Below are 18,632 nucleotides of genomic sequence, written 5' to 3' on the forward strand. Positions count from 1 at the left end.
CGAAGCCACCCTAAATGGGTGGCTTTTTTGTTGCTCCACATGTATACCAATAAAGACATCGCACGCATCGGGGGGGAGAAGGAGAAAGAGGAATGGGGTAGGTCCCCTTTTCGACGGGACTATGGCAGGTTGCTGCACTCTCCATCGTTCCGCCGGCTTCAAGGCAAGACCCAGCTTCTCCCAGGATCTGAATCCGATTTCTTTCGCAATCGGCTTACGCACTCGCTGGAAGTCGCACAGATCGCCAAAGGCATCGCGCAGATGCTGAATGCGAAAGATTCCGTCCTTGGGACGGGAGAAGATCGGGTTCGTATCGATGAGGACCTCGTCGAATTCGCTGGTTTGGCGCACGACCTAGGTCATCCTCCATTCGGGCACAACGGTGAACGTGCCCTAGACGCTTGCATGAAGAAGTATGGAGGTTTCGAGGGCAATGCTCAGACACTGCGGATCCTCACCAAGGTAGAGCGTAAGGTCTACGCGGGCCATCTGGATCCTTCCTTCATCCACGGCATCGATGCGGAAGGCCACGACGCTAGGCTGGGCTTGAACCTGACCTACCGATCACTTGCCGCAATCCTCAAGTACAACAAGCGCATCCCACTGAAACGGGGGCCCAAGGCTGATGTCGTCAAGGGGTACTACGCCTCTGAAGCTGACATCGTTCGCCATATCAAGAGTCATGTCGCGCCGGGACATACAGGCGAATTCAAGACTCTGGAATGCCGGATCATGGATATCGCCGACGACATCGCGTACTCGACCTACGACCTCGAAGACGCCATGAAAGCGGGTTTCACCTCCCCACTTGACCTAATCAGCCGCGCCGATCACGCTCCCTTCCTGGAGCAGCTGAGAAAGAAAATTACTCCCGTCATCCCAGATGTCACCGATGCGGAGATCCTGGCGGCACTAGCTAGCACTGTTGGGTACAAGCTTCCCGAGGAGGGCAAGAAGTTCGACAGTGGCATCGTCGATTTCAAAATCTCGCGCCTCGCTGCGGAGAACTCTCACTTGCGAACCAAGCTGTCGTCCTCGCTGGTACATGAGTTCATGATGGGAATCAGCATCAGGCCTACCGATAACTTGGCAATGGCCAGTCTCAACATAAAAAGAGACATTCTTCTCAAGATCGAAGCGCTAAAGCATTTCACCTACCTATCGTTAATCATGTCTCCTCGGCTGAAGGTCGTGGAGCACCGGGGAGGGGAGATAGTCACAAGGCTGTTCGAGACGCTCTCCACCACCCACAGCTTGTTGCCACAGGACGTCCGCATAGTGGTCGATCTTCTCCATGATGAAAACGAGAAGATGCGGGTTATCTGCGACTTCGTAGCGGGAATGACCGATCGTTATGCCGTGGATCTATACAACCGCTTATTCGGCAACGCAGCATCCCTATTCGTTCCTCTATGAGCACGAGCTTTTGACGCCACGCAAGCCACAGGCAACAACATCTAGCGATCGCACGCTGAGGCGAGGAGCGCCTTGGACCTCGGACTTCAGTATCAACTTCCCCTATGCCAAGAAAGTTTCTCACCGAATCCACCCCCCTAAAAAATGCACCGATAGACCTCAATCTAGTGCGAGGTCGAGACTTCGTGGTCATTTGGTACGGCGGCATCAAGTCGCTCTATGCGGGCAAAGTGCCTCAGATTGTTCTGTTCTTCAAACAGTTGGAACCCGATGGATCGCTCAGCCAGGGAAACATGGAGGCAACCGTTTCCATGGCTTATCTTGGACAGTTCAGGATAGGGTCAGTTTGGCGAGACGGGTGTTCAACACGGCAGTTGGTTTTCGAGGAGTTCTTCATCGAATGCACTTACTCATTCGAAGAACACTGGAAGCCTGAGCAACGGGAACACATCAGCGTAAAGAACTTCCCGCACCTCATCCCACCAGACGACTACCAGCTCAAGTTCCCACGAGGGGATCGCAGCCCAATGCTCCGGTTCACGGTAAACGGCAAATCTTTATTGCTGCCTTGTACAGAGTATTTAGCACGATGCTATGCCAGCAACTTCGAGGTGACAAGGGTACTCATCACCTATGAAGACGCCGACGTGACCGACCGTCTGCTGCTCCAGGAGCCTATTTCACCCGAATCTGATGCATGGCCCGTTTGGCTACCTGAGCGTTGTCCGCCTACCGATGGATTTCTTCTCGCTCACTTACGCTACGGCAAAGCCTCTTCGAAGAAAGTCAAGTCCATCAAGGCACAGATCGATCAACAACTGAACGGCGACAAGCAGTCTCATGCGTTTGTCTGCGCTGGCCCATGGTTCGAAGGCAAGGCACGACTGGAGGTCCAGGGCATTCTACTGAGAACCGGAGAATTTCTAGGCCTGCGTGTGGTGGGCTACTCGCTGCCGACAACACCGCCAGTCAGCACGTACAGGAAGGTGAGTGATCAGCCCTCCGAGGGAGAGATGGGCAAGTTCCTACGCCCGCAACGAAAGACCATCGATATCCCCGAAGGGGAGACGGTACCAACCGCCCAACAGCTCGTGTCGGACACTGACACCGATATCCATGCAGTCGAAGACTCCTCCATCAGGATCTTGGGAACACACGCCAAACTGACCTATCAAACCGTCAGCCGCGATACCAGCCGCCCCACCATCCGGGTGCCATCAGCGCCCAGCGACGTCAGCGCGCCAGGCGACAGCAGTGGCACGAAAAAGGGCGTCGGCAAGGCCGAGTTCATTGCGAACGCCATGCTCGAATCGGAAGGGGCCGTGCATGATCTGTGGGAAGGCCTGCATCAATCACTGGCCGACAATCCCTCATTGATCCAATCGGTGGGATGGTGCAACGCCGAAGGCGAATTCGAAACAGATCCGCACTCTGAGCCTGGATACCTCCGATTGCCCGATCCGCCACCACACTACTACGATGCAAAGAAGATTTACGCTTGGCTGAACAAGTCAACGCTCAAGTCATCCCGCGGGGTTTTCATCTCGCGAATCGTCACGACGTCGTTCACTGGCTATCTCTTTGAAGTCCAGCGGGCGCCCGTAAAGGCAAAGGACGGCGCTGACCCTAATAAGGTATCAGAAGAGTCATATAGCGGCTTGGCGGCAGTGCCACCCAAAGATGCCAACGTGAGCGAATGGATTGCAAACGTGATGGCCGCCATTACTCTTGCCAAAGGCATCATGAGCACAGCTTTGCGTATTTTCAAATATTCGAGTGGTGACTTTTACCATCGCTCCATCAAAACCGGCGATCAGATGCCCGGGTACAGAACCGCGAATAGAGCACTGGAGAAGCTAGGCGTCGACGGATTATTGTACTCAGGTGGATTTCAGCAAAGCGACTGACATAGATCGCTTACACAAGCCTGACCCCCCAGTAAAGAAGTAGCGATTATTCCGACCAACATTTCCATCGCTTAGTATCAATTTATTACTAAAGGATTTGCATATGTCTGGCTCTAGCGGAGGTGGTGGTGGTGGTGGTGGTACCGATGATGAAGTGATCGCATGTGATGTTTTGCGATTCGAAACTCAGATTGCATCGCCAAATTCGGAGGTGGTTCCTACTCTTAAGATCGGCGATGAGCTGCAAGTAATTATTGCGTCTGCGTCTAAGACGCAGGAGATCCAAGTTGTCACTACTGGAGGTCAACTTGTTGGCGGCCTCCTAGCAGTCAAGGTCCAGCGAATGCGTGAGTGCATGCTGGAGAGTCATACCTACAAGGCAACCGTCAAGTCCGTCAATGGTGGTCAGGTGCGTGTGCTGGTGGAGCACGCCTGACATGACCATCCATGTCACAGGCGGGTTCTACTATGAACGATGCATCCGACCTTCGTGGGATGAGGCCTATGGTTCCGGTGGCCGCGCCGCCGTAGTCATTGCCACCTGCGGTTCGGACGTAGTGTTCCACACATACACGAGCGACAATTCTGCAAAGCATCTGCAGATGTATACGCACATGTTCGGCAAGCTGACGACGCACACGGCATCCATCGACAAGGCCGTCTCGTTCTACTACCTGCACGATCTGGGGGATCCCCAGATCGACCACGTGCCCACGACGCCTTCAGCTCCTTTGCAGGTTAGGGGTAAGCACGTGGTGCGATTTGGGATGCTGGAAGGCGATGCCATCGTTGATGCTGACTGGGCAGTCTATGACCCTCAGAACCAGGGCGCGCCCGTTCCCTTCGATGCCAACGGATCGAAGGCCAAGCATCTCGCGTTGGTGCTAAACAGCTGGGAGGCTAGGCAGATGGCGGCTCTGACCGAGGGCTCTGCACAGCAGTGCGCCGAAAAGATCGCACGAGAGCAAAACGCCGAGGTCGTCATCATCAAACAAGGGGCGCAAGGCGCTCTCGTGTGGACGGCGTCAGGCACGTCACAGGTGCCGGCATACCGAACGGCTAATGTCTGGAAGATCGGATCGGGTGACTGCTTCGTCGCCTACTTCGCCCAGGCCTGGATGGAGGACGGCCTTGCGCCAGCTCTGGCAGCAGACAGGGCCTCTCGCGCCACCGCCTACTACTGCGAGACCCAAGGCTTTGCCACGCTGCAGCAGATTGAGCACGCCAAGCATGCACCGATCATGTGCAAAACGATAGAGCAGAGCGCGAACAAGATGGTCTATCTCGCGGGTCCATTCTTTCACCTGGGCCAGATCTGGATAATCGAACAGGCACGCACTCTTCTCAAGAGTGCAGGGCTAAACGTTTTCTCACCGTTTCATGACATTGGCCTGGGAAGCGCATCAGATGTCGTTCAGAAAGATATCGATGCGATTAAAAAGTGCGACCTCATGTTCGCTATCGCCGATGGCCTGGATCCAGGCACGATCTTTGAGATCGGGTACGCCCGAAGCATCAACAAGCCGGTTGTTATTTACAGCGAGCTGCACAGCGGCGAGGAAGCCCTGAAGATGATGGATGGCACCGCGTGCGATATCTATCAGAATTTCACCACTTCTATCTATGCGACTCGATGGAAGGCGGTGGAAACATGAAGACGGCACTGCTCCTTTCAGGCGGAATGGATTCTCTGGCCATCGCATGGTGGAAGCGTCCCGACGTAGCCATTACCATCGACTACGGTCAAAAGGCTGCGGAGGCAGAAAAGCGTGCCTCCGCAGCAGTCTGCCAAGAGTTGGGTATCGAGCATCACCTCCTATCCATAGACTGTAGCTCTCTAGGATCCGGGGACATGGCAAACGCGGCGCCTGCTGCCGCTGCTCCGGCGAGCGACTGGTGGCCCTATCGCAACCAGATGCTCATCACCTTCGCTGCGATGAAGTGCATAGGGCTTGGCGTCAAGAAGCTGCTCATCGGTACGGTGCTCTCTGATGGCAGCCACATTGACGGAACACCTGAGTTCGTACGGCTGGTGGACCAGCTCCTTCAACTGCAAGAAGGTGGCCTGCAGGTAGAAGCACCAGCCATCGGCGTGGCCACTGCCGACCTTATCCGTCAATCGGGTGTGCCGGCAAGCATGCTTGCCTGGGCTCATAGCTGTCACAAGGCCAACACGCCGTGCTGGAACTGCCGCGGCTGCAACAAGTACCGAGAAACCTATGACGAGGTCAGTGCCACACTGGCGTGATCTGGGCGATCCTCGCCCTAAGCGAGCTATGGACCGATACACACCTGTAGCTTGGCCGCAGGGTGACTGCCGTCCCCTTGACACCACAGGTGCTTACTTAGCACCCCACCTCGCCGCAATCCTGGCGACACGCAGGTCGCGGCGCGATTTTGTCGCTCCAGCCACCAAAGGAGATCTGTCCGCGCTGTTTGACCTAAGCGCTCGGACACAGGAAGCGCGGATCAGCGATCTGGGGTTTGACCTTGAATTCAGGCGGCACCCTGCCTCCGGGGCGATCCACAGCATCCACTGCCTCGTCCAGGAACGCAGAGGAGAGGAATGGAATAGGTATGACGCGAAGCGCCATGAACTGGTGACTCTTCGGGGTTCTTCGGATGCTGCTCAAGCAATTCGGCTTGCGGCAGACGAAGTGGTGCCCACAGGCAATGCTTCGCTGATCGCGTTTATCGCAGAACCTGGTAAGACAGCCGCGAAGTACGACTGTCCAGAAAGCCTCATCTGGCGCGATGCGGGCGTGATGCTGGGTTACATCAGCATTGCAGCCGAGGCCCTGGGACTGGGGTTTTGCCCATTGGGGATCACCGGAGATCCTATGATTGCAAACACACTAGATCAACAGGGACGCCTGCGCGGGGTTGGACTGGCGCTGCTTGGCAGGCTTCACCTTGGGTGAAGGCAGGGGGTTGCCCAACAGCACCTGCGTAGACAGCGGTGAGCGAGCCATCTCGTACCAGATTACTGCGTCCAGTTCGGATGCGCGGACACCCATCTTTTCGCTGAAAGAGAGAAACAGCTCTTCCAGAGCGAAGTAGTGCCTCTCCACCGTGAGGTTTTTAGGGAACAACCCAATCGCAGCGCCCACACGCAAGATATGAATGTCGAGAATCGCGACATCGTCGGCTCGCAACCAGTTGCGAGCGATCCAGGAAGCCGTCTTGCTCCCCACTCCAGGCAGCTGCAATAGCCAGTCGCGCAGCGCACGTCCCGTTTCGACGGGCGGTGTGTTGGCAGACAAATGGGCCAGTGCCTCGCTCAGGTACCGCGCCTTTTGTCGAGCGAACCGGTAGTGAATCTTCCGCCCTTTGACCGTAAGCGGTGCCTGCAGCAGTTCCAGTAGTTGTTGCTCCGAGGGAGTACCCTCCAAGAAGCCCTGGTCACGCAGGCTTGCATATGCAGCGAGGCCCACTGCAGCGGGAATGCCATGGCCCCCGAGCAAGCAGGCCGCGACTTCATGGGACAGGGTCTTTCCAAGCTTGTACTCGGGCGGGCCGCCTAGCACTCGTTTGGACATCACTTGGTAGGCCCAGTAAGCAGGCGTCGGAAAAGCGCCGACACGACCCCAGGGCACGCCAGGAAGAAGCTGTTCATGGGCCGGCGGCAGTTCTAATTGCATGACCCCTACAGGGCCCAGTATTGCGGCGGTTTGCATCAAGACACCTCCCCTGTCTGAAACGGATACTGCTCGCACATCCATTGCATGAACACAGTTCGCTCGATGGGATCCATGGACGCCACCTTCGACTGCAAGCGCTGCAGTCGGCGCTTTGTGCTTTGCCGTTCACGAAAGTCGGCGCCTAGGTATCGGGCGTCGTGCAACTGTGTGGGCTGCTGGAAGTTGAACCATAGACTCTCCTCACGCACACCGTTGTGGGTCGCGGCCTCGAATTGCCTACGACTCCAACCAGTCAGCATGGCATCGTACAGAGGGTGCGCGTATCCGGACAGCAGCACCTTGCAAGGCAAAGCCGCGAGGATCTCCAGTAAATCGACATGGTCGCGCTCGTTGTAATCGTGCCGGTATACCCGCTCTTGTCGACGTGTTGCGGGGTGATATGGCGGATCGCAGTACACCAACTCAGAACCAGTGAATGGATAGCTACTGAGGAAGTCCTCGGCCTTCCCGTGCACCAACTCCACAGAACTGCCTGACATAGCCTTCCACGCATCAATCACACGTTTATCCAAATCGATGCCAATGCTGCGAATCGCAGCGCGCTTGTGACGCATGACAGCGCCGCCGCCCAAATGGGTCTCAATGTAGACGCTATGAGGCGGCATGAGATTCACTACATGCTGATACGTCTTGCCTTTACCACCCGGATATCTCATGCACCGAATCATCGTCAGAAATGACGATGAAGTCAAATGCACTTTGGTATGGTCTTGGGCGGATTCGGAACCCAGTACCTCTTTCCGTCGCGCACGACCTCGTAACCATCAATATGCTCAACGCGCGAGCCTGCCGCCCACAAGGCATGCGCTTGCGTTGGCTTCAAGCGATGAAGGAACTGCAAGGCAGTGACGCCCCATTGGCGAGGAAAGCCTTCATCTCGCTCCTTCACACGAGCCAAAGCCGCTAAGTCATTGCCAAGCTCTCGCCCTCGCGCAGTGAGCGCTGCAGCAACTGCTTGTGAGGTGGACAGTTCAACCTGATAGCGCTTCTTTAGAAAGCCCAGAAAGGTAGACGCCGCGGCTCGCTGACCAGGAATGTCTGTAAGCAACCTCTCCAGCGTACGCTGATCTGGAATGGCCTGCCACGGCGGCTCCGAGCGCTCTAGCAGTTGAACGGCAGGGCGCAGTGCCATGCGCAGAGAATTCGCCTTAATTTGCCCTGCGCCCAGCCTAGCCCGTAGTTCAGAGCCGAACTCAGCCAGCAACTCATGGGCCTTGGAACCAGCAGGGGCACGATCAAGCAGACCAGCGGCTGAGCGCAAGGCTGCGGACTCACCCTTCGCAACCTCGCTCAGGAAAACGCCGCGCTCCTGAGCCATCCACCGCACTGGCAGTTCGAATTTTCGGAGCATGCCCGTTCCAAATGTCTTCAGAAGGAACTTAGCATCCCATGTTTGACTGGCGTTTTGGTCGAGTAGATCGAAAAAATCCGTATGCTTGCGAACGGTCATGCACAGCCGCTTATGGTCAGCCTGAGACATGGCCCATGCCGTATAAGACCCAAATGCCTTCCGCGTTTTGAGCGAGGAAAACAGTTCCTGCAGCTGTATGCAAGTGCGCTCGCATCGCGACTGCCAATAGCAGGCTTCACAGCGCTGTCCACCACCAGGCGGGATCGGAGCGGAGCACCTTTCGCAGGCCCCATCCGGCTGCTGTTCGCACTTCTTGCAAAGCCATGACCCATCGGGAAGCGGCATACCTTCGCGGTGCTTCCTGCACCGGCTGCAGGTCCGGCACGCGCTGGGAGTACAGCCTGTGCAGACGACATCGTCATTGCCATACAGGCGAGTAAAGCGGCGCGTCTTCTTGTGACACACGCTGCAGTCCCGTAAGCGCCGTCTCAGCCCCCCTCTTGACGCGGGATCGACGGAAGAACTACAGCAGGTCGCTCTCACCGTCGCGACGCACGAGCATGGCCAGGCAGTTGCTGCCATCGGCGGCCGTGGCGACGCACTCGTGCGGTGGCAGCGCACCGATCGTGATGTCGCCGCCGTCCTCGATCAGGGCCTTGATGTAGTTCGTCCGAGACATCGTCGCTCAGACCTTGATCGCGGCGAGCCGGTCGTTGATCTCGATGCTGTCGAAGGCCAACGGGTCCCAGGTATCGGCACCGATCCATTCGACCAGGTTGTCGTGCTCGGGATCGTCAGGGTTCGCCATGGCCCGCACGAACTCCGCATAGCCCGGTGCGCCTCCGCAATCCTCCGGCGGCGTTGCACAGGCACCGCCGGCACAGAACGGGAGCACGAACTGCGGCATCGGTGCGATCTTCTTCTCGACCTTGATGCGGTGGTCCCAGTAGTCCCCGAAGTCGTAGACGTAGCTCAGCGTCGACCGGTTCAGGGCAGTGGTCAGTCGCGTGCTTTCGCTGGTGATCGAGCCAGGCTCGTCGTGCATCGGGTCTGGCGTGCCATAGCGCTCGCCGTCGCCAGCGATGAACTCGTGCAGATGCGAGTGGCCCCAGCCGAAGGCAGCCTGGACCACAAGATGCAGCTTGGCCAGGGTGATCGTCTCTGGCACCAGGACGCGGCGCCAGACCTTGGGCTTGGTGCCGCGCAATTCAATGTGCAGTTGCAGGATCGCCGCTGGTGCCTTGATCCGTTGGACCTTGCTCGCCATGCTCAAGCTGCTTGTCGTTGGTCTTCGGCGTGTCGGCCGATGTTCCACGGCAGCAACTCGTCGATGCGATTGATCGGATGGTCCGCAATGCGCCCGAGCACATCGCGCAGGTAAGCCTCGGGGTCGAGCCCGTTCAGCTTGGCCGTCTCCACCAGGCTGTAGATGGCCGCGGCGCGCTCGCCCCCAGCGTCCGAGCCCATGAACATGAAGTTCTTGCGGCCCAGGCTCACGCCGCGCAGCGCGCGCTCGGCGGCGTTGTTGTCGATCTCGATGCGACCGTCGTCACGGTAGCGCGTCAACGACCGGAGCCGTGTGAGCGTGTAGCCGATGGCGCGTGCGAGTTCCGACTTGGCACACACCTGCCCGAGCATCCCTCGCAACCAGGCGAACAGTTCCTCGAGCAACGGCCCGGCTCGCGCCTGCCGCTCCCGGCAGCGCTCATCCGGTGGGCGGCCGCGGATGTCGGATTCGATCGCATACAGCGCACCGATGCGCCGAAGGGCCTGTTCTGCAACCGAGCCCTGCGCCCGCCCCTGGCTCTCGTGCAGATCCCAGAATGGTCTGCGCGCATGCGCCCAGCACGAAGCCTCGATGACGTTGCCGTTTGCATAGAGCTTGGCGAAGCCGGCATACGCATCGGCCTGCAACACGCCCTTGAAGTTCTTCAGGTGCGCCTGAGGATGTTCACCCTTGCGGTCGGGCGAGTAACGCAACCACGCCGCGGGCGCGTCTGCACTCGCAGATGACCGATCGTCACGCACGTAGACCCAGAGCCGCCCGGTCTTGGTCTTGCCCCGCCCGGGCGAGAGCACCGCCACTGGCGTGTCGTCGGCGTGGAGCTTGGAGCCCGCCAGCACGTAGCGCCCGAGCGCTGCGACCAGTGGGTGCAAGAGCTTCTCGCTCTGGCCGACCCAGCCAGCCATCGTGGAGCGCTCGATCAGGACGCCCTCGCGTGCGTAGATCCGGCTCTGGCGGTACAGCGGTTGGTGGTCGCAATACTTGGCGACCAGCACGTGGGCCAGCAGCCCGGGGCCGGCCACGCCGCGTGCGATGGGCCGGCTGGGCGCTGGCGCCTGGAAGATCGATTCGCACGCCATGCAGGCGAGCTTGGGGCGCACGTGGCGGATCACCTTGAAGCGCGAGGGCACGTACTCCAGTTGTTCCGAGACGTCCTGGCCGATCTGCCGCAGCCGACCACCACATGCGCTGCAGCCGCAGGCCTGGCCGGCGGCATCGCGCCGCGCATCCGATGTCTCGGGCCGGTACACATGGTTCTCCCGCGGCAGGTGTGTGGGCAGGCTGCGGTCGAAGCCTTCGCTGTTGGCCGCTTGCGCCTTCGGTGTCTTGCCGACCGGTGCGAGTTCATGCAGCGGCAGACCTTCGATCAATGCGATCTGCGGATCGTCCAACTGCTCGCTGGAGGCGCCGAAGCGGGCGCGGACCTGGCGCAGCAACTGCACCTTGAGCTTGTCGACGAGCAGTTTGAGCAGGGCGACTTCCGCGTCACGGGCCTGCACGACACGCAGCAGCGAGTCGACGGTGTGGGGTGCGTTGGCGGTGTTCGGCACGCCATCTACTATGCCATCGGACCTACCCGGAATCGACCGCGACCAGCGCGTTCAGAAGACGAATTCTTGAGCCCAGTTCAAGCTGCGAGCGCAGGCTGATCTGTGCGCATCGGCATGCGCCAGTCGATGCCTTCGAGCAGCATCGAGAGCTGTGCCGGCGTGAGCGAGACCTTGCCGCCTTGCGCCTGCGGCCAGACGAATCGGCCGCGCTCCAGGCGCTTGGCCAGCAGAAGCAATCCCTGGCCATCGAACCACAGCACCTTGAGCATGTCGCCGCGCCGGCCGCGGAAGACGAAGACGTGACCGCAGAAGGGGTTGGCCGCCAGCGCCGTCTGCACCATCGCAGACAGGCCGTTGAAGCCCTTCCTCATGTCGGTGTGGCCGGCAACGATCCAGACGCGGGTGCTCGTGGGAAGGCCGATCACGCCAGCGCCTTGAGCGTCTGCAGGACATGGCGCACGCTGGCTTCGTCGACTGCACCGCGCAATCGCACCCTCGCCCCGCCGACATCGATCTCGATGGTCCCGCCAGGCTGACGAGGCGCCGCCGCCGTGGGTGAAGGGCATGGCGCAACCGGAGCAGCTTCGATGGTGACGGGCAGCAACATCGGCGAGGGCTGCGGCGGCGCTGGCGTCTGGGGCTGCTCTTGCGTGCTCAGGTGCATCCGGCGCCATGCGAACAGCAGGTTCGAGTTGATGCCGGCCTGCAGCGCGACGGCGGCCACTGACGCGCCGGGCACCAGGCTTCGTGCGACCAGCTCGCGCTTGAACATCGGGCTGTGCTCGCGCCGACGGCGCTTGCTCGGGGTGTCTTGATCGTTCATTGATGTGCATTAGCGGTTCTTCATGCACACCATCGCAGCGTACATGGACCACCGATCCTGCACATCAGCCCTCAGCAAAAACAGAGGGTACTGAGAAGACGCTTACGCAGTCCCTAGGGTCGCGGAAGTAGGGATAGCAGGAGTTGCAGACCGGCCCCTGTGGGAGCATCAGACCCAAAGGCCGACCAACTCGGTCGCAGCGCAAGCACGGTTTTGCCGACATGCAGTTCTTGCACACGGCATTGGGGTTGCTGGCGAGCAACCTACTTACGTTCCCGCAGCCTGGACAGAGATGACGCTTGAAGCATCTTTGATAGCAGGTATCGCAGAACTTGTGGCCACCTTCCACACGCTTGGCCTTGGACATTTCTCTACCGCATTCGTCGCAGCACAGCGCCTCCTCCTGGTGAATCACCACATCCGGTTCCTTCTCAGCCAACGTGCCCATTGAACCCGTACCTTATGTTCATCAACGGACCCAGTGGTAACCGTCTGGGCAGGCGCCCTGGCTTTGTATTGAATCAATTTCCGCCTTGTTGCCGAAAGCTCACCGGTGGAGTTTGACTCCAGGAGTTCAGCGAGTATTGACAGGCGAGCTTCCCGCTCCACGGGACTTTCCATCTCCAAGGGCAGATCGGTAGGGCGTATCACCATCTCCGCTTGGTCCGCAGGAGAAAGTGGACAACGCTGTGGGGTGGCCATGCGGCGCATAGCGCTGAACCAACTGGCTGCGGGCACAGCGCGTCCCTGCCACAGGCCTTCACCAGATCGCAGAACGTTCATAGCGAGGCGCTGGAGCGTTAGGGCGCGCTCTTGCACATTCACGCAGACAGAGTCTGCCAAGCGCGAGTGACAGGCAAAGCACAGGCCAATGTTGCCCACGTGTGATGTGCACAAATGCGGAGCAATGATGCATTCGCATGCAGGGCAACGGTCGATTAGACGCACTCTGTGCTTCTCGCATCCGACCACGAATGCCAGCCGCCATAGTCTTCGGAAGTATGGCTGCACATCCTCCTGCAGACATTGTGGGCAACAGGGAACACCCGCGAAGCGCTGGCGGTTACGGCATCCCATCGAGATGATCCAGGGGATTGAAGCATGGTCGCGAGCGCCTGCACCATGAATACGTTCGCTGTATTGCAGCAACGTCGTTGCGTGCACCAGCGCCTCATCACAACGCATCCAAGCAGCCAGAGTCATACAGCGGCTTTGAGACAGGCCACGATCAACATCGGTAGACCATACACGCCAACCTGGCCAGATAGTGGCGGTGACGTTCAGAGGATCACAACCGCCGCGCACCGCCACCCTCGCAAGCCAGGATGAAAGGAGTTCGTCGGGGCAGGGCTGCGTCCAGGTCGGTTGGAAAGTCACGGAACCAGTTCTCGGATGCCTTTCGTTGGCCGCACCCAAGACTTCGCCTCGACGATCTTCTTGGTAATGCGCTCTTCGCCGCTCTCGATAGCCTCCTTCGCGCACTCGACCAGCAGGCGATGCAGATCGCCGAGGTTGCCGTCACAGACGGTATGCAATACCGTAGCCATCTCCGGCTCGGATAGCCTGGAGGCCTGTTTCAGCGGCAGTACCTTCTCGAACCCAGCCAAAAGCTTTTGAAAGTCCTGATTCAACTCCCACAAAGGCAGGGAGACGACATCGAATCTACTGGCATGCTGTGGATCGGTGTGCAAGACGCGCACTGCGTCGCGGGTGCCAACTCCCACTATGGGAATACGCAGTTCATTGCACAGGAGCTTGATGGTGTTCATCACTTGGCGCTGCTTCACGGGAGGTCCAATTAACAGCGAGTGAATCTCGTCAAGAATCAGCATTTGGGCCTTGCAATTGCGCAAGCGGTTGATGACGTCGTACCTCAACTCATGTGCCGTACCACTCTTCTTGTATGGAGCCCAGAACTGGCTCAGGATGGAGAGGTACAAACCTTTCTCATCAGCCGTTGGGGGGGCCTCCGCCAGAATTACCGGCCGAATCGACTCCGACTCATCATCGACGTATCCCTGGCCACACAATTGGATGAACCGGTCGATGACCGTGGTCTTGCCGTTGTTCGACTCGCCCACAATGAGCAGGTTGGGCATACGCGGCCTCTTGGGCTTATTCATCAAGCCCACGAGGTGATCCAGCACGAATTGCGCACGCTCGTAGCCAATCCACCGTGGCTCATCCAGGAAGGCAATGCGATCGGCATCGCTCAAATTGACGAGGTAGCTGAACCTCTCATGTATATGTGCCGCGAAGCACATTGCATCCGGATTGTCCGCAACAATTGGGGAGGTATCAGTCATGCGATGTCATCCGAAGCTGCGACAGCACTGGCTAACTCGTTACTCAGCAGTTTGCTGAATGCTTTCCCCGGCCGAGGTGCAAGGTCTCGGCTGTTCTTCTTTGAAGCCACTGCCGCTGCAATCTGGCCCGTGGACTTGGCATGCTCGACCCGTCGCTGAGCTTCTCGCCGAGTAGCCTTGGTGCGAGCCGATGATTTCTGCACGAGCTCGCGCCGAGCAGTAATGGACCGTAACACCGCACGTTCATCCGAAGGGTCAAAGCCTGCCTTCTTCACGTCCTCTTGGGCCTTCTGGTGCTCCCAGACGCTGCAGGATGGGAAGGACTGATCGGCCGTGGGAATCCTAAAATATTCCTTGATGTCCGGGTCATAGAACCAGATCACCGATATGTCCCGGGGATCTCGACGGAATATGTGCTTGCGGGCCTTGCCTGTGTCACCGTCTTTGGCGCCAATCCATTGCCGCAGCACATCTGCGTAGTAGCGCAACCCGTCTATGCTCACGCCATCGTTTTGAACCGTTCTTTCCAGCATTGGAAGGAAATCCAAATACACCGTTGTCCGATCCGCGGGGCGAGGAGCCACGCCTGAGCCCGAGCTTCCGGTACCACCAAAGATTCCCAACTCCCACTTGCGCAGAGGAGGCATGCCAATTGAAGCGTGCGGCCTGCGGTGATACTCATTGCAAATGAGCATGAGCAGCTGGTGTTCCAACTCGGACTTCGTCAATACCGCGCGACCCTCGGAGTCGTACTCTCCGCGAACTTCCGTTGAAGAGAAAGTCGAGCCAGGCAGATCATGCAACTCCCGCAAGAGAGTGCCCTGCAACCGCTCAACGTAACCTCCATATCTAGGAACCTTCACGGGTCTGAACTCGAGATCAATGGCGTACTGAGAGCAGGATCGGCGCACGCTCTCCGATCGGAAGTCTGGCCCGTTGTCACACCGCACTTTAGTTGGGCGGCCCCATACAGGCCAAGGCGACTCAATGCCATTCGCCATCAGGATCGCATCCTTAGGCAACATCACGTTCGCAAGACACATCCCGACCGAAGTCATGGACGGAGCATCAAATGACAGGTGAAATCCCACGGTCATGCGGCTGTACTCGTCGATTGCGACCGTCAGCCAGGGCCTTCCAATAGGCAATCGGTGCTCATCGTCCACGACGATGACATCAATGGGATGTGTGATCGATCTGGATGATTGCCAGTGGGTAGTTTCCCCCAGGAGTAGAACCTGGCGTGGCCAAGAACTTGTTCTTCGCCTTCTCGCGCTGACCCCTGGCCTGCAACCGCAGCTTCTCGGGAATGCTGTCGATGCGAGCACGGATCGCCGTCGCGCTGGGTTTACCTACGCTGCGCATTTCACATAGCCTATGCACTTCCCGAACCACCTTCTGAGATGTCGGCCGCTCAGGCGTGAGGTAGAAATTCACGATGACTTCCTGAATGATGGCGTCAACAGCAGAAGGAATCCGGCCCTTGCCCGCTTTCCAGCCGCGCTTGTATGGAATCAGTCCAGAGACCGCATCCAGCGACCTGTAGCGAGCTAGCCAGCGATACAAAGTTGCGGGGCTAACCCCCATCTGCATGGCGCGCTCTTCAACTTCAGAGCGTGACTGCTCACTCGATTTGATCAGCGGCTGGATCGCTGCATATCGGGCCTGGGCCACACGCCAGTCGTCCTCAGCTATGGCATTGATATCCACATCGGACATCGGCTGTGGTGCGGGATCCACCTCCTGCAACTCACCAATGCGCAGCACACGCACTCTGCCAGTCTCCACGCTAGTCGCAGTGACAGTGTCGAAATCGAGAACCTCGTCAATCCGAAAAACTCCGTCCGCATGGCGGACCAGTGCTCCGCTGCAGATCTGGATCCGGCGTCGAGATGGCGCGATCGATGTGCTTTCGCCATCTGGTATGTTGATTGGATCAATAAGCATTAGGGCACCCACACTTCCGTTTGCAAGCTGAGCTCATCACAGATATCGCACTCAATACGTCTCGTCGCCAGCAAGTGCCACATGTGAGCAACACCTTCCGCTCTGAACCCCGCAGGAAAGTGCTTTGCGAGCAAGTAGTCCACCGATACAGCGCCAAGTTCACGTAGATCTTCAATGACCGCCATGGAGTCCTCTTGGTCGAACTGATATGCCCGGTATCTGCGGAGGAAGTTGATGTTGTCCAGTGCTAAGGTACGAATTCGGGACTCGTCATAAACATGGAAGATCCACCCGCGCTCTTGCGCGTATCGCCTGGCAGCGTTCCACTTAGGTGTCCACTCTCGCCAATGCCGTACCCAGTCCAATTTTGGTTTGACCTCAATCAGCATGGGCCGCCGCTCCCTACCAACGGGTTCATCACGAACCGTGTAGATCACGAGATAGTCCGGGGTGTAGTGCCCCACATTCCCCTCGGAAGTCGCATATGAAACCCGGCAAGGCTGCGCCACTACTGAGGCGACACCCAGACTGAACTCCTGACGGAGAACGAAATCACGCTCCAACTGTGATTCGTACGGAACAGATTCATTCCCGCGCCAACTTACGAAGCCAGTTACATGCCTTCTGTTTAACGGAATCTTCCGCACCGAGCGTACTTGCTCAGGATGGTCGCATCTAATCAACAAGATTTCCCCCTTGGTCTCACCTAATCAAGGAAGTTGATCGCGGCTAATTTGACAAAAAGCCACTCAACATCTTGATTTGTCTGGGAGAGTGTCTCAAGAAATCCGGTATTTCACAGCAGCTCTCCCCCACGGCCCGGCGAGATCTCGCTCGCCCACCATGGCGTCCTTTTTCTCGATGAATTTCCGGAGTACGCCCGCAGTGCGCTGGAAGCCCTGCGCGAGCCGCTGGAGACCGGCCGCATCACCATCGCCCGTGCGGCACAGCGGGCCGAATACCCTGCCCGCTTCCAGCTGGTGGCCGCGATGAACCCCTGCCCTTGCGGCTTTCTCGGCTCCGGCCAGCGCACCTGCCGCTGCACGCCCGACCAAGTGGCACGCTACCAGGGCAAGCTCAGCGGCCCGCTGCTGGACCGCATCGATCTGCATGTGGAAGTGCCCGCGCTGCCCCCGGGCGAGCTGCTGCAGGCCCCGCCCGGCGAGGCCACGGCGGCGGTGCGCGAGCGCGTGGTGCAGGCCCGGCAACGGGCCATCGACCGCCAGGGCCTGCCCAACCAGGCCCTGCAGGGCCAGCAGATCGACACCCACCTGGCGCTGGACGATGCAGCCACGCGCTTTCTGCAGGCCGCCGCGACCCGGCTGGCCTGGTCGGCCCGCAGCACGCACCGCGCGCTGAAGGTGGCCCGCACGATCGCGGACCTGGCGGGCAGCGCGGCCATCGCCCCGGCGCACGTGGCCGAGGCCGTGCAGTACCGGCGGGTGCTGCACCGCGGCGCGGCGTGACCTGAGGCTTACAGGAACATGCCGCCGGACGCCTCGATGCGCTGCGCGTTGACCCAGCGGCTGCCGGGCAGCAGCAGCGAGGCGATCACGCCACCGATGTCGTCCGGCTGACCCACCCGGCCCAGCGCCGTCTGGGACGCGATGAACGCGTTCATCTGCGCGTTGTCGCGCACCGCACCGCCGCCGAAGTCCGTCTCGATGGCACCCGGGGCGACCACGTTCACGGCGATGCCGCGCGGGCCCAGTTCCTTGGCCAGATAGCGGGTCAGCACCTCCACCGCGCCCTTCATGGCCGCATAGGCCGCGAACCCCGGCAGCGCGAAGCGGGCCAGGCCGGTGGACACGTTGACGATGCGCCCCCCGTCGTTCATGAGCGGCAACAGCTTTTGGGTGAGGAAGAACACGCCCTTGAAATGGATGTCGACGAGCTGGTCGAACTGCGCCTCGGTCGTCTCCATGAAACCGGCATGGATGCCGATGCCCGCGTTGTTCACCAGGAAGTCGAAGCGCTCCCGTTGCCAGCGGCCCGACAGCACCTCGCGCACCTGGGCCGCGAACGCGGCGAAGCCGGCGCTCTGCGAGACGTCGAGCGGCAGGGCCACGGCGCGCCGCCCCAGGCGTTCGATCTCGGCCACGGTGGCCTCGGCTTCGGCCGCCTGGCTGCGGTAGGTCAGGATCACGTCGGTGCCCTGCCGGGCGATGTGCAGCGCGGCATTGCGGCCCAGGCCGCGGCTGCCGCCGGTGACCAAGGCGATGGGCGCGCCGGCTTCCGGCGAGGACGCGGTGGAGGATGGGGAGGGAAGAGAAGCGGTCATGGCAGGCCTTTCAATGGGATAGCAACGGAATGCCTGGCAGTCTATTGAGCAGACGTCCCCCCATA

20 protein-coding genes and 1 pseudogene are annotated in these 18,632 nt (G+C 59.3%); 7 read left to right on the plus strand and 14 right to left on the minus strand.

Annotated elements, in window-relative coordinates:
- Positions 1–39: 39 nt before the first annotated feature.
- From dgt to M5C96_RS26950, 6 genes are all read left to right on the plus strand, one after another.
- Entirely contained in the window at positions 40–1,416 is a 1,377-nt protein-coding gene (gene dgt, locus M5C96_RS24920; RefSeq protein WP_272565991.1) for a dGTP triphosphohydrolase, read from the plus strand.
- Between the two features lie 104 nt (positions 1,417–1,520).
- On the plus strand, positions 1,521–3,323 hold the full coding sequence (locus M5C96_RS24925) for a hypothetical protein (protein ID WP_272565993.1): 1,803 nt from the start codon (positions 1,521–1,523) through the stop codon (positions 3,321–3,323).
- A gap of 103 nt (positions 3,324–3,426) precedes the next feature.
- On the plus strand, positions 3,427–3,759 hold the full coding sequence (locus M5C96_RS24930) for a hypothetical protein (protein WP_272565995.1): 333 nt from the start codon (positions 3,427–3,429) through the stop codon (positions 3,757–3,759).
- 1 nt (position 3,760) lies between these two features.
- Positions 3,761–4,978: a PfkB family carbohydrate kinase gene (locus M5C96_RS24935; protein ID WP_272565997.1), complete on the plus strand. Its 1,218-nt coding sequence runs from the start codon at positions 3,761–3,763 to the stop codon at positions 4,976–4,978.
- The gene (locus M5C96_RS24940; RefSeq protein WP_272565998.1) at positions 4,975–5,571 is read left to right on the plus strand and encodes a 7-cyano-7-deazaguanine synthase; all 597 of its coding nucleotides are present in this window, start codon (positions 4,975–4,977) and stop codon (positions 5,569–5,571) included. Before M5C96_RS24935 ends, M5C96_RS24940 begins: the two co-directional genes overlap by 4 nt.
- Before the next feature lie 28 nt (positions 5,572–5,599).
- On the plus strand, positions 5,600–6,244 hold the full coding sequence (locus M5C96_RS26950) for a nitroreductase family protein (RefSeq protein WP_442867341.1): 645 nt from the start codon (positions 5,600–5,602) through the stop codon (positions 6,242–6,244).
- Here M5C96_RS26950 and M5C96_RS24945 read toward each other — a convergent pair.
- The 13 genes from M5C96_RS24945 to M5C96_RS25000 form a co-directional block, all read right to left on the minus strand.
- Complete coding sequence (locus M5C96_RS24945; RefSeq protein WP_272565999.1) at positions 6,179–7,000, minus strand: 8-oxoguanine DNA glycosylase; 822 nt, start codon at positions 6,998–7,000, stop codon at positions 6,179–6,181. The genes M5C96_RS26950 and M5C96_RS24945 overlap by 66 nt on opposite strands.
- On the minus strand, positions 7,000–7,680 hold the full coding sequence (locus M5C96_RS24950; RefSeq protein ID WP_272566002.1) for a DNA adenine methylase: 681 nt from the start codon (positions 7,678–7,680) through the stop codon (positions 7,000–7,002). The genes M5C96_RS24945 and M5C96_RS24950 overlap by 1 nt, the downstream gene beginning before the upstream one ends.
- Before the next feature lie 32 nt (positions 7,681–7,712).
- A complete protein-coding gene (locus tag M5C96_RS24955; protein ID WP_272566003.1) occupies positions 7,713–8,474 on the minus strand; it encodes a hypothetical protein in 762 nt (253 codons plus the stop codon).
- Between the two features lie 424 nt (positions 8,475–8,898).
- Positions 8,899–9,054 carry a hypothetical protein gene (locus M5C96_RS24960; protein ID WP_272564825.1) on the minus strand — a complete coding sequence of 52 codons (156 nt, stop codon included), beginning with the start codon at positions 9,052–9,054 and terminating at the stop codon, positions 8,899–8,901.
- A 6-nt stretch (positions 9,055–9,060) separates the two neighbouring features.
- The gene (locus tag M5C96_RS24965) at positions 9,061–9,642 is read right to left on the minus strand and encodes a plasmid pRiA4b ORF-3 family protein (protein ID WP_272563684.1); all 582 of its coding nucleotides are present in this window, start codon (positions 9,640–9,642) and stop codon (positions 9,061–9,063) included.
- A 2-nt stretch (positions 9,643–9,644) separates the two neighbouring features.
- Positions 9,645–11,210, minus strand: coding sequence for an IS66 family transposase (tnpC, locus tag M5C96_RS24970; protein WP_272564826.1), 1,566 nt, complete (start codon positions 11,208–11,210; stop codon positions 9,645–9,647).
- Between the two features lie 77 nt (positions 11,211–11,287).
- The gene (gene tnpB, locus M5C96_RS24975; protein WP_272563683.1) at positions 11,288–11,635 is read right to left on the minus strand and encodes an IS66 family insertion sequence element accessory protein TnpB; all 348 of its coding nucleotides are present in this window, start codon (positions 11,633–11,635) and stop codon (positions 11,288–11,290) included.
- Positions 11,632–12,033: an IS66-like element accessory protein TnpA gene (gene tnpA, locus M5C96_RS24980; protein ID WP_272563682.1), complete on the minus strand. Its 402-nt coding sequence runs from the start codon at positions 12,031–12,033 to the stop codon at positions 11,632–11,634. The genes tnpB and tnpA overlap by 4 nt, the downstream gene beginning before the upstream one ends.
- Positions 12,034–12,444: 411 nt before the next feature.
- On the minus strand, positions 12,445–13,515 hold the full coding sequence (locus M5C96_RS26955; protein WP_349816789.1) for a TniQ family protein: 1,071 nt from the start codon (positions 13,513–13,515) through the stop codon (positions 12,445–12,447).
- A complete protein-coding gene (locus M5C96_RS24985) occupies positions 13,407–14,339 on the minus strand; it encodes a TniB family NTP-binding protein (RefSeq protein ID WP_272566004.1) in 933 nt (310 codons plus the stop codon). The genes M5C96_RS26955 and M5C96_RS24985 overlap by 109 nt, the downstream gene beginning before the upstream one ends.
- Positions 14,336–15,505: a transposase family protein gene (locus M5C96_RS24990; RefSeq protein WP_272566006.1), complete on the minus strand. Its 1,170-nt coding sequence runs from the start codon at positions 15,503–15,505 to the stop codon at positions 14,336–14,338. Before M5C96_RS24990 ends, M5C96_RS24985 begins: the two co-directional genes overlap by 4 nt.
- A gap of 10 nt (positions 15,506–15,515) precedes the next feature.
- Complete coding sequence (locus M5C96_RS24995; protein ID WP_272566007.1) at positions 15,516–16,286, minus strand: hypothetical protein; 771 nt, start codon at positions 16,284–16,286, stop codon at positions 15,516–15,518.
- Entirely contained in the window at positions 16,286–16,849 is a 564-nt protein-coding gene (locus M5C96_RS25000) for a heteromeric transposase endonuclease subunit TnsA (RefSeq protein WP_272566009.1), read from the minus strand. The genes M5C96_RS24995 and M5C96_RS25000 overlap by 1 nt, the downstream gene beginning before the upstream one ends.
- Positions 16,850–17,092: 243 nt before the next feature.
- On the opposite strand from M5C96_RS25000, the pseudogene M5C96_RS25005 reads away from it, so the two are divergent.
- A pseudogene (locus tag M5C96_RS25005) lies at positions 17,093–17,752 on the plus strand (ATP-binding protein); the annotation flags it as partial.
- Positions 17,753–17,760: 8 nt separating this feature from the next.
- Here the strand turns inward: M5C96_RS25005 and M5C96_RS25010 are convergent.
- Positions 17,761–18,567, minus strand: a complete 807-nt coding sequence (locus M5C96_RS25010) for an SDR family NAD(P)-dependent oxidoreductase (RefSeq protein WP_272566013.1) — start codon at positions 18,565–18,567, stop codon at positions 17,761–17,763.
- Between the last annotated feature and the right edge of the window lie 65 nt (positions 18,568–18,632).

This window comes from Acidovorax sp. GBBC 1281 (genome assembly GCF_028473645.1).
GTDB lineage: Bacteria > Pseudomonadota > Gammaproteobacteria > Burkholderiales > Burkholderiaceae_C > Paracidovorax.